Genomic DNA, 15600 nt, shown 5'->3' on the forward strand with positions numbered 1-15600 from the left:
CGGGACTTGTCCCGGAGACCGGCGTTCGTCGTTGTGGGGGGTGCGTGGTGTCGATGCGTGCGGGTGGGCCGGGCGAGGTGCCGACGGGGACGGTGCGCGTGGTGCGGGCGGCGTTCCCGAAGGGAAGCCTGGCGATCCGGATCCTCCGGCGTGGGTTCAGCCGTCGTGCCCGGCCACGGCGGCGACGGCCTCCGCGACGGTGGCGTTGCCGGCGACCAGTTCCAGGGTCTGCCCGGCGGTGCCGGGCTCGCGCAGCATGGCGGCCAGGACGACGGCCACGTCGGCCCGGTCGACCGCGCCGGGGCCGGTGGAGGGGGCGAGCCGGACCAGGCCGGTGCCGGGGCCGTCGGTGAGCCGCCCGGGGCGCAGCACCGTCCAGTCGAGTGAGGTACGGGCGCGGACGGCGTCGTCGGCGGCGCCCTTGGCCCGCAGGTAGGTCTCGAAGACCTCGTCGGCCGGGTACTGGGCGGTGGCGTCGGCGCCCATCGAGGAGACCATCAGGTAGCGCCGGACCCCGGCCAGTTCGGCGGCGTCGGCGAGCAGGACGGCCGCGTCGCGGTCGACGGTGTTCTTCCGGGCGGCGCCGCTGCCCGGGCCGGCGCCGGCGGCGAAGACCACGGCGTCGGTGTCGGTGAGCAGGGCGGCGAGCTGCGGGGCGGTGGCGGACTCCAGGTCGAGCAGCAGCGGCTCGGCACCGACGGCGACCAGGTCCTGGGCGTGTTCGGGGCGGCGGATGATCCCGGCGGGTCGGTCGCCGCGGTAGGCGAGCAGCCGTTCGAGCCTCAGCGCGATCTGTCCGTGGCCTCCGGCGATGACGGTACGCATGGGTCCGACGGTAGCCCGAGGGGGCGGTGGTCGTCCTGGGCAAGGTCTCGGACAGGACACAATGGGCGCATGACTTCGCTCGCCCACCCGCAGCTGCGTTTCACGCCCACCGTGGCGGACCCCTCCGGCCCCCGGGAGCTGGTGATCCTCGGTTCCACCGGTTCGATCGGCACCCAGGCCATCGACGTGGTGCTCCGCAACCCGGACCGGTTCCGGGTGGTCGCCCTGTCGGCGGCCGGCGGCCGGGTGGAGCTGCTGGCCGAGCAGGCGCTGCGGCTGGGCGTGCACACCGTGGCGGTGGCCGATCCGGCGGCCGAGCCGGCGCTGCGCGAGGCGCTGGCGGCGGGGGCGGCGGGGCGTCCGCTGCCGGCCGTGCTGGTGGGGCCGGACGCGGCGACCGAGCTGGCCGCGATGGAGTGCCACTCGGTACTGAACGGCATCACCGGTTCGATCGGCCTGCGGCCGACGCTGGCCGCGCTGCGGGCGGGCCGGGTGCTGGTGCTGGCCAACAAGGAGTCGCTGATCGTCGGCGGCCCGCTGGTGAAGGCGGTGGCGAAGCCGGGCCAGATCGTGCCGGTGGACTCCGAGCACGCGGCGCTGTTCCAGGCGCTGGCCGGCGGCACCCGGGCGGAGGTCCGCAAGCTGGTGGTGACGGCGAGCGGCGGCCCGTTCCGGACCCGTACCCGGGAGCAGCTGGCCGGGGTGACCCCGCAGGACGCGCTGGCGCACCCGACCTGGGCGATGGGCCCGGTGGTGACGATCAACTCGGCGACCCTGGTCAACAAGGGCCTGGAGGTGATCGAGGCGCACCTGCTCTACGACGTGCCCTTCGAGCGGATCGAGGTCGTCGTCCATCCGCAGTCGGTCGTGCACTCGATGGTGGAGTTCACCGACGGTTCGACGCTGGCGCAGGCCAGCCCGCCGGACATGCGGATGCCGATCGCGCTCGGTCTGGGCTGGCCGGACCGGGTGCCGGAGGCGGCCCCCGGCTGCGACTGGACCAAGGCCGCGACCTGGGAGTTCTTCCCGCTGGACAACGAGGCGTTCCCGGCCGTGGAGCTGGCCCGTGAGGTGGGCACTCTGGGCGGAACGGCGCCGGCGGTGTTCAATGCCGCGAACGAGGAGTGCGTGGAGGCCTTCCTGAAGGGCCGCCTCGCCTTCACCGGGATCGTGGACACTGTTGCCAAGGTCGTCGCCGAGCACGGACAGTCCGACGGCCGGGTGGCCGCGTCGGGAACTTCCCTGACCGTCGAGGACGTCCTGCACGCGGAGGACTGGGCGCGCGCCCGGGCCCGCGAGCTGGCGGCGGGCTGACGGCGCCGACTCCGGCGGCGGTGCCCGGCGGGACACCGGTCGTGGCACGGCACGGATCGCGGTACGACGAGACGATGAGCGGAGCGGCATGACGGAGGGCCAGCGGTGGCAACGGTTTTGACGGTGGTAGGCATCCTGGTCTTCGTGGTCGGGCTGCTCATCTCGATCGCCTGGCACGAGCTCGGCCACCTCTCCACGGCCAAGCTGTTCGGCATCCGGGTGCCGCAGTACATGGTCGGCTTCGGCCCGACCATCTGGTCGCGCCGGAAGGGTGAGACCGAGTACGGCTTCAAGGCGATCCCGTTCGGTGGGTACATCCGGATGATCGGGATGTTTCCGCCGGGCGAGGACGGCCGGATCACCAAGCGGAGCAGCTCGCCCTGGCGGACCATGATCGAGGACGCCCGTGAGGCCTCCTACGAGGAGCTCCAGGAGGGTGACGAGAACCGGCTGTTCTACACCCGCAAGCCCTGGAAGCGGGTCATCGTCATGTTCGCCGGTCCGTTCATGAACCTGATCCTGGCGTTCGGGTTGTTCCTGACGGTGATGATGGGCTTCGGCGTCTCCATGGCGGTGCCGACCATCGGCTCGGTCGCCCAGTGCGTGGTCAAGGCCGGGCAGCCCACCGACACCTGCCCCACGGACGCGCCCAAGACCCCGGCCAACGAGGTGGGCCTGCGCCAGGGCGACAAGGTGCTCTCCTTCGACGGCGACCGGATCCGCGACTACGACCAGCTCCAGGCGGACATCCGGAAGTCGGCCGGCAAGCAGGTGGCGATCGTGGTGGAGCGCGGCGGTCAGCAGCTCACCTTCACGCCCACCATCGCCGTCAACGACGTGCAGAAGTACGACGGGAACGGCGTGCCGGTGAAGGGTCAGACCGTCCAGGCCGGGTTCCTCGGCTTCACCCCGAAGAGCGACACCGTCCAGCTCGGCTTCGGGCAGTCGGTCGACCGGATGTACGACATGGCCGAGAACGGGGTGAAGTCGCTGGCCGCGCTGCCCGGCAAGATCCCCGGCCTGTGGAACGCCGTCGTGGGCGACGCCCCGCGCGACCCGGACTCGCCGATCGGCATGGTCGGCGCCGCCCGGGTCAGCGGCGAGGTGTTCTCGTTGCACGAGTCGGCCACCCAGCGGATCGCGATCTTCGTGAACCTGCTGGCCGGCATCAACCTGTCGCTCTTCCTGTTCAACATGCTGCCGCTGCTGCCGCTGGACGGCGGCCACATCGCCGGCGCGGTCTGGGAGTCGGTCCGGCGCCGCTTCGCACAACTGTTCCGGCGGCCCGATCCGGGCCCCTTCGACGTCGCCAAGCTGATGCCGGTCGCGTACGTCGTGGCCAGTATCTTCATCGGATTCACCCTGCTCGTGATGGTGGCCGACCTGGTGAACCCGGTGAAGATCGGCTAGCGCGTTCGGGTACGGCGGGTGTGCTGGGCGCCCGGACCGTGCCGTACCGTGGAGGCCGGGTGCGCGATAGTCCGCGCGCCCGGCCTCGGCCGTCCCAACGGCCGGGCGGTCGACCACACCTCTACCCCGGGGAACCCTGCGCACATGACCGCGATCTCGCTCGGTATTCCGTCCCTGCCGCTCAAGCCGCTCGCCAAGCGCCGCTACTCCCGGCAGATCATGGTCGGCAACGTGCCGGTCGGCGGCGACGCCCCCGTCTCGGTCCAGTCCATGACCACCACGGTCACCTCGGACATCAACGCCACGCTGCAGCAGATCGCCCAGCTCACCGCGTCCGGCTGCCAGATCGTCCGGGTCGCCGTCCCCTCCCAGGACGACGCCGACGCGCTGCCGATCATCGCCAAGAAGTCGCAGATCCCGGTCATCGCCGACATCCACTTCCAGCCGAAGTACGTCTTCGCCGCGATCGACGCCGGCTGTGCCGCCGTGCGCGTCAACCCCGGCAACATCAAGGCCTTCGACGACAAGGTGGGCGAGATCGCCAAGGCCGCCAAGGACGCCGGGGTGCCGATCCGGATCGGCGTCAACGCCGGCTCGCTCGACAAGCGGCTGCTGGAGAAGTACGGCAAGGCCACCCCGGAGGCGCTGGTCGAGTCCGCGCTGTGGGAGTGCTCGCTGTTCGAGGAGCACGACTTCCGCGACATCAAGATCTCGGTCAAGCACAACGACCCGGTCGTGATGATCCAGGCCTACCGTCAGCTCGCCGCCGCCTGCGACTACCCGCTGCACCTGGGCGTCACCGAGGCCGGTCCGGCCTTCCAGGGCACCATCAAGTCCGCGGTCGCCTTCGGTGCGCTGCTCGCCGAGGGCATCGGCGACACCATCCGGGTCTCGCTGTCGGCCCCGCCGGCTGAGGAGATCAAGGTCGGCAACCAGATCCTGGAGTCGCTCGGGCTGCGCCAGCGCGGGCTGGAGATCGTCTCCTGCCCGTCCTGCGGCCGCGCCCAGGTCGACGTCTACAAGCTCGCGGAGGAGGTCACCGCCGGGCTGGAGGGCATGGAGGTGCCGCTGCGGGTCGCCGTCATGGGCTGCGTGGTGAACGGGCCGGGCGAGGCCCGCGAGGCTGACCTCGGGGTCGCCTCCGGCAACGGCAAGGGGCAGATCTTCGTCAAGGGACAGGTGATCAAGACCGTTCCCGAGTCGAAGATCGTCGAGACCCTGATCGAGGAGGCGCTCAAGCTCGCCGAGCAGATGCAGGAGGAGGGCGTCGAGGCCGGTTCGCCGACCGTCGTCGCTGCGGAGTGACCGCGGGCGGTCACGGCGCGGGGCGACCGTGGGTGACCGTGACCGCCGGGCGGCCCGCACAGGACCGCAGTGAAGTCTTCCGGAGGCGGGGCCGTCCGTTCGCGGACGGCCCCGCGGCCGTAGCCGGGTGGGGCCACGGAGTAGGGTGCGGCCAGAGTCGTCTCAGTGAGGTGCTGTCTCGATGATCGATCGAGGTGTGATGCTCCCCAGCTCCTTCCAGGCCGCCCGGGCACTGGCCACCACCCGTGTGCTGGAGCCGCCCGACCTCGCGGACGCCCTGGAGATCCTGCACCGCGACCCGGTCGCCAACGCCTTCGTGGCCACCCGGGTCGAGGCCGTCGGGCTGGACCCGTGGCGGCTCGGCGGGGAGATGTGGGGCTGGTACGACGGGGACGGCGTGCTCGACGCCCTCTGCTACGCCGGGGCGAACCTCGTCCTGGTCAACGCCGGGCCGCAGGCCGTCGCGGCCTTCGCGGAGCGGGCCCGGCGGCAGGGGCGGCGCTGCTCCTCTATCGTCGGACCGGCCGCCTCGACCGCCGCCTTCTGGGCACTGCTGGAGCGGAGTTGGGGACCGGCGCGTGAAGTCCGGGGCCACCAGCCGCTGTTGGCGACCTCCTCGCCGTCGGCGGAGATCGCGCCCGATCCGCTGGTGCGGAGGGTGTGGCGCAGCGAGGTGGAGGCGCTGATGCCCGCCTGCGTGGCGATGTTCACCGAGGAGGTCGGGGTCTCGCCGCTGGCCGGGGACGGCGGGCTGCTCTACCAGGCACGGGTGGCCGAACTCGTCACCAGCGGACGGGCGTTCGCGCGCTTCACCGAGGACGGACAGGTGGTCTTCAAGGCCGAGGTCGGGGCGGTGACCCAGGGGGCCTGCCAGATCCAGGGGGTCTGGGTGGCGCCGGAGTACCGGGGGCAGGGACTGTCCGAGACCGGGATGGCGGCGGTGCTGGAGGTCGCGCTGCGGGAGGTCGCGCCGGTGGTCTCGCTGTACGTCAACGACTTCAACCTGCGGGCCCGGGCGGCCTACCGGCGGGTGGGGTTCCGGGAGGTCGGGGCGTTCATGAGCGTGCTCTTCTGAGCCCGCCCGGGGGCGGGGCCGCGTTGTGGTGCGGTTCGCCGCTGTTTCGCCGGTTGTTGGGTTCCGATCTTCGGCCGCGCCACGGGGCGGCTGGTAGTAACGTCCGGAGCATGGATCAGCTGACCGGGGTGACGATCGAGGCCATCGACCTCGCGGCCTGGGCGCCGCAGGCGCTGGAGGTCCAGGCGGTGGCGTTCGGGCTCACGCCCGAGGAGGTCGCGGTACGGCTGCACATCGTGGGGCGGCACGCCCTCCAGCCCGGGGTGATCGCGTTCGGGGCGATGAGCGGGGGGCGGCTGGTCGGGTTCGGGTACGGGATGCCGAACCAGCGGGAGCACTGGTGGAGCACCGTCATCGAGCCGTACCTGACCTCCCGGGGGTACGGGGACTGGCTGGACGGCGTGTTCGCGGTCACCGAGCTGCACGTGCTGCCGGAGTACCAGGGGCAGGGCGTGGGGTCGCGGTTGATCCGGCTGCTGTGCGAGGGGTCGGGACTGGAGCGCAGCATCCTGTCGGCGATCGACGCGGAGACGCCGGCCCGGCGGCTCTACCGGGCGCTGGGGTACCAGGACCTGGCTCGTGCGGTGCGGTTCCCGGCCACGGACCGGCTGTACGCGGTGATGGGGGCGGGGCTGCCGTTGCGGCGGCTCGGGGACAGGACCTAGACGGCGGCTCGGGGACCCGGGCACGGGGTGAGGGCCTGGGCGGGGGTTCGGGGTGAGGCTCCGGGCGGGGGTTCGGGGGCAGGGCCTGGGCGGAGGTGCGGGGGCAGGGCCTAGGCGGAGAGGTGGCCGGCGAACTCCAGGTGGAGTTCGGCGTCTTCGTGGTGGCCGGTGGTCAGGGCGCGCAGGGCCAGGTCGACGGCGCGGAAGAGGGTCCAGCCGCGCAGGCGGTCCCGGTCGACGTCGAGGGCCTCGGCGAGTTGGTGGAGTCGGCGGCGGACCGCGGCGGGGGCACCGGGGGAGCCGATCAGGGTGTCCGCGCGGTCCAGGGCGAGCCGGGCCAGGTCGTAGGCGCGTTCGCCGGTCAGCGGGCGGGGATCGATCACCAGCCAGGGGGCTCGGTCGGCGGCGAGGACGTTGCCGTGGTGGAAGTCACCGTGCAGCAGGAAGGTTTCGCCCGCGTCGTCGACCAGGGCTCCGGCGGTGGTCAGGGCCTCGTCGGCGAGGGGCAGTGCGGCGGCCGCGACGGGGTGGGTGCGGTGGGCTTCGAGGCGGGCTGCGGTGTCCGCGATCCGGTCGGCGGGGGTGGGCAGGGCGGCTCCGGGGGGCGGCGCCACCCAGAGGCGGTGCAGCAGGCTGGTGGCCTCCAGCATGGCCTTGGGCTCGGCGAGGGAGCGCAGTGGGATCGATCCGTGCAGGCGCTCCAGCAGGAGGACGCCCTCGGCGGGGTCGGCGTCCAGCAGGAGCACGGCGCCGCGGCCGGCCCAGTGGGTCAGGGCGGTGTGCTCGTGGGCGGTCTCGGAGGTGACCAGGCCGGCCTTGAGGACGGCGGGGGAGAGGTCGTCGCGGTGGACGTACGCGATCAGGCTCAGGCTGCCGCCCGGGTCCAGGGTGCGTTCGAGGGTGAGGTTCCAGCGGGCCAGGTGGGTGGTGACCGCGGTCGGCAGAGCGGTGAGCCACTGGTGGCCTTGGGTGCCGTGGGTGGCGGTGATGGCGGTGGTGAGGTGGGTGGGGATGGTGATGTTTGCTCCCGGCATGGGTCCATTGTCGGTGGTGCGGGGGGCCGCTGCGCGGGGCTGTTGTCGGGGGGGTGTTGTCGGGGGGTGGGCTTTCGGGAGGGTGGGTGGTGCCGGGGGCGGTTCCGGGGGTGGGCGCTCCGGGGGCTGGGTGATTTTCGGACCGCCGACCCTCATCGCGCGGGGTGCTTGTCGTTGGCGGTCTGAAAATCACCCGTCACGCCCCTCTCCGCACCCACCCCCTCCACCGCCCCCTTCCGCAGCGCGTCCCTCTCGCCTGGGGCGGGTGAGGGGGAGGGGAGGGTGAGGTGGGGGTGGGCGTGGGTGGGGGTGGGGTCAGGTCGGGGTGGGGGTGGGGAGGGGGTCGGGGATGCCGGGGAAGGGGGTGTCGGGGGCGCCCCAGCGGTGGGCGCGGAGGGTGCAGTCGCGGAGGGCGGTGGCTGCGGTGGGGCGGTGGGGGGTGGGGAGGTCGGCGACCAGGTCGGCGTAGACGGTGGTGAGGCCGGTTTCCAGGTGGGCGGCGAGTTTGGTGGCGGTGGTGGGGTCGGTGACCGGGAAGGGGAGTTGGTAGCCGCCGGCGGCGGGAGTGGGGGTGGCGCCGAGGGTGGTGATGAGGCGTTGCCAGGCGTCGCGTTGGGCCTGGTGGGCGGCGTAGGCGGTGCGGGCGTCGGTGCGCTGCTGGTCCTCGGGGAGGTGGGCGCCGACGACGCCGTAGCCGTAGACGGCGGCGTGTTCGGCGCTCAGGGCCTTCTGGAGGGCGGGGAGTGCTGCTCCGGGGGTGGGGGTGCCGCTTGCTGTCGGGGTGGGCTGGTCGGCGGGGGCGCCGAGGGCGGCGGCGTGCAGGGTGTTGGCGGCGGCCACCGAGGCGAGCAGGCGGGCGAGGGATGGGCTGGCTGCGCCGAGGTCGGCCAGCCGGGCCTGGGCGGTCTGGCGTTCCAGGGTGGCCAGGGCGGCGGGGGTGGGGGTGGCGCCGGGGGGTGTGGTGGTGGTCGGTGTGGTGGGGGTCGGTGTGGTGGGGGCCGGGATGCCGTCGGCGAGGGCGGCGCGGTGCTGGGCGGTCTCGGCGCGGAGGGTCTTCAGCAGGGTGGTCTGGGCCCCGGGGGTGGCCAGGAGGGTGTCGTAGGCCGCCAGCAGGGTGTCGGTGGCGGCGACGGCGCGCAGGCGGACCGGGGTGTCCGGGTCGGGGCTCTTGTCGCCGGGTGTCACGTCGGGGCCGGTGCCGGAGCTGGTGCAGGCGGTGGTGAGGGTGATCAGTCCGAGGGCCAGGAAGGTCCTTCGGCTGGGCGGCTGCATCGGGGTCACTCCGGAGCGGGTACGGGAGGGCGGCCTCCCCGCCTGCCCTCGTTGGCGTGAATCTTCGCAGAATCCCCACCTTTGCGGGTGGTGTTCGAGGGTTCGGTGCTGCGGGCGGGCCGGTGTGAGCTTGCTCGCAGTGGGTGGCGTGCGGCTGGTCGGGGGAGGTCCGGAATCGGTGGTTCGCGGCTTCACCGGCTAGGCTTTGGGCCGAGCTGCCGTGACCCGGTGTGCGCCCGACGGGCGCGGAGGGCGCGGTGCGACCTCTGACAACAGCAGACGCGGCCGAGGAGTCCACCCGGATGAGCACCACCCACACCGACCGGCTGCGCGCGTTGCTGGAGCCGCTGGCCGTCCAGGCCGGACTGGACCTGGAGGACGTCAAGGTCACCAAGGCGGGCAACCGCCGGCAGGTGCAGATCGACGTCGACACCGACGGCGGCGTGGACATGGACGCCATCGCCGAGTTCAGCCGGGTGGTCGGCGAGGCCCTGGACGCCTCGGACGTGATGGGGGACGAGCCGTACCTGTTGGAGGTCGGCTCGCCGGGTGCGGAGCGTCCGCTGGTCCTGCCGCGGCACTGGCAGCGCGCCGAGGGCCGGCTCGCCAAGATCCACCTGGTCGACGGCGGGGAGCTGGTCGCCCGGGTGCTGGAGGCGGACGAGGCCGGCGCGCTGGTCGAGGTGCAGCCGGTGAAGGGGCGTGGCCGTCCGAAGGAGCGCCGCCTGGAGTACGTCGAGGTCGATCGCGCGCGGGTCCAGGTCGAGTTCAACCGCAAGGACGACGAGCAGCTCCTGGACGAGGCCGCCGACTTCGACGAGGGGGACGACGGCGCCGAGTGAGTCGGCCGCCGTACGACCATCATGAACGTGACGAAAGACGAGGAGGCGTAGCCGTGGACATCGACATGAGTGCCCTGCGCACGCTGGTCAACGAGAAGAACATCCCCTTCGACCTGCTGGTCGAGTCCATCGAGTCCGCCCTCCTCACCGCGTACCACCGCACCGAGGGCTCGCGCCGCCGCGCCCGGGTGAACCTGGACCGCAAGAGCGGCCACGTCACCGTGTGGGCCATGGAGGACCCGGCGGAGCTGGACGAGGGCGTCGAGCCGAAGGAGTTCGACGACACCCCGAACGGTTTCGGTCGGATCGCGTCCAGCATCGGCATCCAGGTGATGATGCAGCGCCTGCGCGACGCCGCCGACGACCAGACCTTCGGCGAGTACGCGGGCAAGGAGGGCGACATCGTCACCGGTGTCGTCCAGCAGGGCAACGACCCGAAGAGCGTGCTGGTCGACATCGGCAAGCTGGAGGCCATCCTGCCGCCGCAGGAGCAGGTCCCGGGCGAGGACTACCGGCACGGCACCCGGCTGAAGTGCTACGTGGTGGCGGTGCGCCGTGGTGTCCGCGGGCCGTCGGTGACGCTGTCGCGCACCCACCCGAGCCTGGTGAAGAAGCTGTTCGCGCTGGAGGTCCCGGAGATCGCGGACGGCAGCGTGGAGATCGCCGCGATCGCCCGTGAGGCCGGTCACCGTACCAAGATCGCGGTCTGGTCGCGCCGGGCCGGGCTGAACGCCAAGGGTGCCTGCATCGGCCCGATGGGCTCCCGGGTGCGCGCCGTGATGGGCGAGCTGCACGGCGAGAAGATCGACATCGTCGACTGGTCCGAGGACCCGCGCGAGATGGTCGCCGCCGCGCTGTCCCCCGCGCGGGTGACCAGCGTGGAGATCGTGGACCTCGCCCAGCGTTCCGCCCGGGTGATCGTGCCGGACTACCAGCTGTCCCTGGCGATCGGCAAGGAGGGGCAGAACGCCCGTCTGGCCGCGCGTCTGACCGGTTGGCGGATCGACATCCGGCCGGACACCGAGGGTCAGGCCGAGTCCCAGTAGGAGAAATGCAGGGGCCGCGGCCCGGTAGTGAGTGTTGTTCCTGGCGCCCCCGCCGGTCCTCCGGGATCTGCGGGGCGGCGCCATGTCGCTTCGGAGGGGTAGACTTGCCTTCGTCTGGCCGGACGCACGTCCGAGCACGCCCGGAACGCACCTGCGTGGGCTGCCGCAAGCGCGCGGCCAAGCACCAGCTGTTGCGTGTCACGGCGGTCGAGGGCGTCTGCGTCCCCGATCCCCGTGGTGCACTGCCGGGCCGAGGCGCTCACCTGCACCTCGATCCGGCCTGCCTCGACCTCGCGGTCCGCCGTCGGGCGTTCCCCCGGGCCTTCCGGCTCCAGGGGACGCTCGACACGGAGCGGCTCCGCGGGTTCATCGAGGAGCGGGCGGGCGGAGCCTCCTAGGCGGGCCGCCTCCCGCGACAACCGCCGCTCATCGCGGCGGAGAACCACCGCAACAAGCACAGCGCTCGGGCAGCCGCGCGCCGTGCCACCAGTCAGGTACCTCGCGATGTGGAAGTAGGTCGAGATTGCGATGAGCACTCGATGAGTACGCGATGAGTACGCGATGGGTACGCCCATGAAGTAGCGACAGTCCGGCGGACGAGACCCCCGGACTCATAGACAGGAGTGAAGTGGCTAAGGTCCGGGTTTATGAACTCGCCAAGGAGCTTGGCTTGGAGAGCAAGGCCGTCATGGCCAAGCTGACCGAGCTCGGTGAGTTCGTCCGTTCGGCGTCCTCGACGATCGAGGCGCCGGTCGTGCGCAAGCTGACTGACGCGCTTGGCGTGGCCCCCACCGGTGGTGGCGCTGCCAAGCCTGGCCCGCGGAAGCCCGCGGCGCCCCAGCCCGCGGCAGGCGCCGCGGGTGCACCCAAGCCGGGTGCCCCGACCCCGGGTCCGCGCCCCAGCGCGACCCCTGGTCCCCGTCCGACCCCGGCCGCCGCGGCTCCCGCCGCCCCGGCCGCCCCCGCGGCTCCGGCCGCTCCCGCCGCCTCGCGCCCGGGTGCGCCGACTCCGGGCCCGCGCCCGGCCGCGCGTCCCGCCGCCCCGGCGGCCCCGGCTGCTCCCGCGGCCGAGTTCTCCTCGCCGGCTCCGGCCGGTGCCGACGCCCCGCGTCCGGCCACCCAGGCCCCGCGTCCGAGCGGCCAGGCCCCCGCAGGTGGCGGCGCCCGTCCGGGCCCGCGTCCGGCCGGCCCGCGTCCGGGCAACAACCCGTTCACCTCGGGTAGTGCGACCGGCATGGCTCGCCCCGGCGACCGCCGTCCGGGCGCGCCGGGTGCCCGTCCGGGTGCTCCGGGTGCGCAGGGCGGCGACCGTCCGCGTCCCGGTGGTGACCGTCCGCGTCCGGGTGGTGCGCCGGGTGCCGACCGTGGCGCCCCGCGTCCCGGTGGTGACCGTCCGCGTCCGGGTGGTGCGCCGGGTGCCGACCGTGGCGCCCCGCGTCCCGGTGGTGACCGTCCGCGTCCGGCCGGTGGGCCGGGTGCCGGTGCTCCCCGTCCGGGTGGCGCCCCCCGTCCCGACGGCATGCCGCGTCCGGCCGGTCCGCGCCCCGGCGCGCCGTCCCCGTCCGGCATGCCGCGCCCGAACCCGGGCATGATGCCGCAGCGTCCGGCCGGCCCGCGTCCGGGTCCGGGTGGCCGTGGTCCGGGTGGCCCCGGTGGCCGTCCGGCCGGTCCCGGTGGCGGCGGCGCCCGTCCGGGCTTCCAGGGCCGTCCGGCCGGTCCGGGCTCGCGTCCGGCCGGTGGCGGCGGCTTCGGTGGCCCGCGTCCCGGTGGCGGCGCTCCCGGTGGCGGCGGTGGCTTCGGCCCGCGTCCCGGTGGCTTCGGCGGTCGTCCCGGCGGCCCGGGTGCCCGTGGTGGCACGCAGGGTGCCTTCGGTCGTGGCCCGGGCGGTCGCCCGGCGCGCGGTCGCAAGTCGAAGCGGGCGAAGCGCCAGGAGTACGAGGCCATGCAGGCCCCGTCCGTCGGCGGTGTGATGCTGCCTCGCGGCAACGGCCAGACCGTTCGCCTGTCGAGCGGCGCCTCGCTGATGGACTTCGCGGAGAAGATCAACGCCAACCCGGCCGCGCTCGTCTCCGTCATGTTCAACCTCGGTGAGATGGTCACCGCGACCCAGTCGGTCTCCGACGCCACGCTGCAGCTGCTGGCGGACGAGATGGGCTTCGTCCTGGAGATCGTCAGCCGGGACGACGAGGACCGCGAGCTGCTGGAGTCGTTCGACATCGACTTCGGTGCGAACGAGGGCGACGAGGACCAGCTGGCCCCGCGCCCGCCGGTCGTCACCGTCATGGGTCACGTCGACCACGGTAAGACCCGACTGCTGGACGCGATCCGCAAGTCCAACGTGGTGGCCGGCGAGGCCGGTGGCATCACCCAGCACATCGGTGCCTACCAGGTGGCGACGATGGTGAACGGCGAAGAGCGCCCGATCACCTTCCTCGACACCCCGGGTCACGAGGCGTTCTCCGCCATGCGTGCCCGTGGTGCCAAGTCCACCGACATCGCGATCCTGGTGGTCGCGGCCAACGACGGTGTCATGCCGCAGACGGTCGAGGCGCTGAACCACGCCAAGGCCGCCGGTGTGCCGATCGTGGTCGCCGTCAACAAGATCGACGTCGAGGGCGCCGACCCGACCAAGGTCCGCGGTCAGCTGACCGAGTTCGGCCTGGTGGCCGAGGAGTACGGCGGCGACACCATGTTCGTCGACATCTCCGCGCGCCAGGGTCTGAACATCGACCAGCTGCTGGAGGCCGTGGTCCTGACCGCGGACGCCTCGCTCGACCTGCGGGCCAACCCGGAGCAGGACGCGCAGGGTATTGCGATCGAAGCCCACCTGGACAAGGGCCGCGGCGCCATGGCGACCGTCCTGGTCCAGCGCGGTACCCTCCGCGTCGGCGACTCGATCGTCGTGGGCGACGCCTACGGCCGCGTCCGCGCCATGCTGGACGAGAACGGCAACAGCCTCGCCGAGGCCGGTCCGTCCCGCCCGGTGCTGCTGCTCGGTCTGACCTCGGTGCCCCGCGCCGGCGACAGCTTCATCGTCGTCGACGAGGACCGCACCGCCCGCCAGATCGCCGAGAAGCGCTCGGCCCGCGACCGCAACGCCGCCTTCGCGCAGCGTCGGGTCCGGGTGTCCCTGGAGGACCTGGACAAGGCCATCGCCGCCGGCTCCATCGAGCAGCTCAACCTCATCATCAAGGGTGACGTCTCCGGTTCGGTCGAGGCCCTCGAGGACGCCCTCGTCAAGCTGGACGTGGGCGAGGAGGTCGAGCTCCGGGTCCTGCACCGCGGTGTGGGTGCCATCACCGAGTCCGACGTGGACCTGGCGATGGGCTCGGACGCCATCATCATCGGCTTCAACGTGCGCGCCGAAGGCCGTGCGCGCGCCGCGGCCGACAAGGAAGGCGTGGACGTCCGGTACTACTCGGTCATCTACCAGGCGATCGAGGAGATCGAGAACGCCCTCAAGGGCATGCTCAAGCCGGAGTACGAGGAGGTGCGCCTCGGCGCCGCGGAGATCCGCGAGGTCTTCCGCTCCTCCAAGTTCGGCAACATCGCCGGTGTCCTGGTCCGCGACGGCGTCATCCGCCGCAACGCCAAGGCCCGCCTGCTGCGCGACGGCAAGGTCGTGGCGGAGAGCCTCACCATCGAGGGTCTGCGCCGCTTCAAGGACGACGCGACCGAGGTCCGCGAGGGCTTCGAGGCCGGTGTCACCCTGGGGTCGTTCAACGACATCAAGGTCGAGGACATCATCGAGACCTACGAGATGCGCGAGAAGCCGCGCGCCTAGTCGGTGTCAGCCGGGGCCGGTCGACGGATGGTATTTCCGTCGACCGGCCCCGGTCTCGCTGTGTAGGGTCCTGGGAAGCCGGCCCGGTTCCGGACCGGCTTCCCGAGGCCTTCCAGGTCGGCGAGACCTGTCATACATGTTCGTGGGAACACTCACCTTCGACCTGCTGCTGGGCGACGTCCACTCGCTCAAGGAGAAGCGTTCGATCGTGCGGCCCATCGTGGCCGAACTGCAGCGCAAGTACAGCGTGTGCGCTGCCGAGACCGGGAACCAGGACCTGCACCGCCGGGCCGAGATCGGCCTCGCGGTGGTCGCCGGCGAAGCCGGGTACGTCACCGAGGTCCTGGACAGCTGTGAGCGGTTGGTCGCCGGCCGCCCCGAGGTGCAGCTCCTCTCCGCGAGGAGGAGGTACCACAACGACGACGACGAATGAGGGCTGTGGAGCCGGCCGGCGGAAGTCGCCGTTCTCACACAGATCAGGACCGAGAGCGCCCGCAAGGCCGGGCGCGGGCCGGTACTTTGGGGCATGGGCCCCGACGGGTGCGCAGCTCGCCCGGGTACCGGGCCCACTGCACGAGGAGGCAACGTGACCGACACCGCAAGGGCGCGCAAGCTCGCCGACCGCATCCAGGTGGTCGTCGCCCAGACCCTGGAGCGGCGGATCAAGGACCCGCGACTGGGGTTCGTGACCATCACCGACACCCGGGTGACCGGAGACCTGCGCGAGGCCACCGTCTTCTACACCGTCTTCGGCGACGAGACCGAGCGCGAGGCCACCGCGGCCGCGCTGGAGAGCGCCAAGGGCGTGATCCGCTCCGAGGTCGGCAAGATCGGGGTGCGCTTCACCCCCACCCTGACCTTCGTCGCGGACGCGCTGCCGGAGAACGCCCGGAACATCGACGACCTGCTCGACCGGGCCAAGGCCATCGACGCGGCGGTGCGCACCACCGCCGCGGGCGCGACCTACGCCGGTGACGCGGACCCGTACCGGGTGCCCGCGGCCGAGCGTGACGACGAGGACGAGTAGT

At 72.7% G+C, this 15600-nt stretch carries 14 protein-coding genes; 11 read left to right on the plus strand and 3 right to left on the minus strand.

The window, feature by feature from the left end; genetic code table 11:
* Positions 1-156: 156 nt before the first annotated feature.
* Positions 157-825 (minus strand): NAD(P)H-binding protein, encoded by a 669-nt coding sequence (locus ACZ7BZ_RS33215; RefSeq protein WP_470361598.1) that lies wholly within the window; start codon positions 823-825, stop codon positions 157-159.
* 69 nt (positions 826-894) lie between these two features.
* On the opposite strand from ACZ7BZ_RS33215, the gene dxr reads away from it, so the two are divergent.
* The 5 genes from dxr (at position 895) to ACZ7BZ_RS33240 (ending at position 6594) form a co-directional block, all read left to right on the plus strand.
* Positions 895-2139, plus strand: a complete 1245-nt coding sequence (gene dxr / locus ACZ7BZ_RS33220) for a 1-deoxy-D-xylulose-5-phosphate reductoisomerase (RefSeq protein WP_470361599.1) — start codon at positions 895-897, stop codon at positions 2137-2139.
* A 105-nt stretch (positions 2140-2244) separates the two neighbouring features.
* Entirely contained in the window at positions 2245-3549 is a 1305-nt protein-coding gene (locus tag ACZ7BZ_RS33225; protein WP_470361600.1) for a M50 family metallopeptidase, read from the plus strand.
* Between the two features lie 144 nt (positions 3550-3693).
* The gene (ispG, locus tag ACZ7BZ_RS33230) at positions 3694-4854 is read left to right on the plus strand and encodes a flavodoxin-dependent (E)-4-hydroxy-3-methylbut-2-enyl-diphosphate synthase (RefSeq protein WP_030290407.1); all 1161 of its coding nucleotides are present in this window, start codon (positions 3694-3696) and stop codon (positions 4852-4854) included.
* Positions 4855-5053: 199 nt separating this feature from the next.
* A complete protein-coding gene (locus ACZ7BZ_RS33235) occupies positions 5054-5929 on the plus strand; it encodes a GNAT family N-acetyltransferase (RefSeq protein ID WP_470361620.1) in 876 nt (291 codons plus the stop codon).
* 110 nt (positions 5930-6039) lie between these two features.
* Positions 6040-6594: a GNAT family N-acetyltransferase gene (locus ACZ7BZ_RS33240; protein ID WP_380461481.1), complete on the plus strand. Its 555-nt coding sequence runs from the start codon at positions 6040-6042 to the stop codon at positions 6592-6594.
* Between the two features lie 110 nt (positions 6595-6704).
* On the opposite strand, the gene ACZ7BZ_RS33245 is transcribed toward ACZ7BZ_RS33240, so the two are convergent.
* Together ACZ7BZ_RS33245 and ACZ7BZ_RS33250 are read right to left on the minus strand one after the other, a co-directional pair.
* Positions 6705-7628 carry an aminoglycoside phosphotransferase family protein gene (locus ACZ7BZ_RS33245; RefSeq protein ID WP_470361601.1) on the minus strand — a complete coding sequence of 308 codons (924 nt, stop codon included), beginning with the start codon at positions 7626-7628 and terminating at the stop codon, positions 6705-6707.
* A 315-nt stretch (positions 7629-7943) separates the two neighbouring features.
* Entirely contained in the window at positions 7944-8900 is a 957-nt protein-coding gene (locus tag ACZ7BZ_RS33250; RefSeq protein WP_470361602.1) for a ferritin-like domain-containing protein, read from the minus strand.
* Positions 8901-9202: 302 nt separating this feature from the next.
* Here ACZ7BZ_RS33250 and rimP point away from each other — a divergent pair, with 302 nt between their 5' ends.
* The 6 genes from rimP to rbfA all read left to right on the plus strand — a co-directional run bounded on the left by rimP (position 9203) and on the right by rbfA (position 15599).
* On the plus strand, positions 9203-9742 hold the full coding sequence (gene rimP, locus ACZ7BZ_RS33255) for a ribosome maturation factor RimP (protein WP_380460507.1): 540 nt from the start codon (positions 9203-9205) through the stop codon (positions 9740-9742).
* 53 nt (positions 9743-9795) lie between these two features.
* A complete protein-coding gene (gene nusA, locus ACZ7BZ_RS33260) occupies positions 9796-10788 on the plus strand; it encodes a transcription termination factor NusA (protein WP_380460506.1) in 993 nt (330 codons plus the stop codon).
* 155 nt (positions 10789-10943) lie between these two features.
* Complete coding sequence (locus tag ACZ7BZ_RS33265) at positions 10944-11186, plus strand: YlxR family protein (RefSeq protein ID WP_317621212.1); 243 nt, start codon at positions 10944-10946, stop codon at positions 11184-11186.
* A gap of 230 nt (positions 11187-11416) precedes the next feature.
* Positions 11417-14572, plus strand: coding sequence for a translation initiation factor IF-2 (infB, locus tag ACZ7BZ_RS33270; RefSeq protein WP_380460504.1), 3156 nt, complete (start codon positions 11417-11419; stop codon positions 14570-14572).
* Positions 14573-14708: 136 nt separating this feature from the next.
* On the plus strand, positions 14709-15005 hold the full coding sequence (locus tag ACZ7BZ_RS33275) for a DUF503 domain-containing protein (RefSeq protein WP_030311386.1): 297 nt from the start codon (positions 14709-14711) through the stop codon (positions 15003-15005).
* A 153-nt stretch (positions 15006-15158) separates the two neighbouring features.
* Complete coding sequence (rbfA, locus tag ACZ7BZ_RS33280) at positions 15159-15599, plus strand: 30S ribosome-binding factor RbfA (protein ID WP_380460502.1); 441 nt, start codon at positions 15159-15161, stop codon at positions 15597-15599.
* Position 15600: the final 1 nt, after the last annotated feature.

The sequence above is a fragment of the Kitasatospora sp. NPDC036934 genome (assembly GCF_055608425.1).

What these genes read in the sequence shown, in the direction of transcription:
- ACZ7BZ_RS33215 (WP_470361598.1), bottom strand. Translation starts at nt 825, where the DNA reads ATGCGTACCGTCATCGCCGGAGGCCACGGACAGATCGCGCTGAGGCTC.
- dxr (WP_470361599.1), top strand. Translation starts at nt 895, where the DNA reads ATGACTTCGCTCGCCCACCCGCAGCTGCGTTTCACGCCCACCGTGGCG.
- ispG (WP_030290407.1), top strand. Translation starts at nt 3,694, where the DNA reads ATGACCGCGATCTCGCTCGGTATTCCGTCCCTGCCGCTCAAGCCGCTC.
- ACZ7BZ_RS33235 (WP_470361620.1), top strand. Translation starts at nt 5,054, where the DNA reads ATGCTCCCCAGCTCCTTCCAGGCCGCCCGGGCACTGGCCACCACCCGT.
- ACZ7BZ_RS33240 (WP_380461481.1), top strand. Translation starts at nt 6,040, where the DNA reads ATGGATCAGCTGACCGGGGTGACGATCGAGGCCATCGACCTCGCGGCC.
- ACZ7BZ_RS33245 (WP_470361601.1), bottom strand. Translation starts at nt 7,628, where the DNA reads ATGCCGGGAGCAAACATCACCATCCCCACCCACCTCACCACCGCCATC.
- ACZ7BZ_RS33250 (WP_470361602.1), bottom strand. Translation starts at nt 8,900, where the DNA reads ATGCAGCCGCCCAGCCGAAGGACCTTCCTGGCCCTCGGACTGATCACC.
- rimP (WP_380460507.1), top strand. Translation starts at nt 9,203, where the DNA reads ATGAGCACCACCCACACCGACCGGCTGCGCGCGTTGCTGGAGCCGCTG.
- ACZ7BZ_RS33275 (WP_030311386.1), top strand. Translation starts at nt 14,709, where the DNA reads ATGTTCGTGGGAACACTCACCTTCGACCTGCTGCTGGGCGACGTCCAC.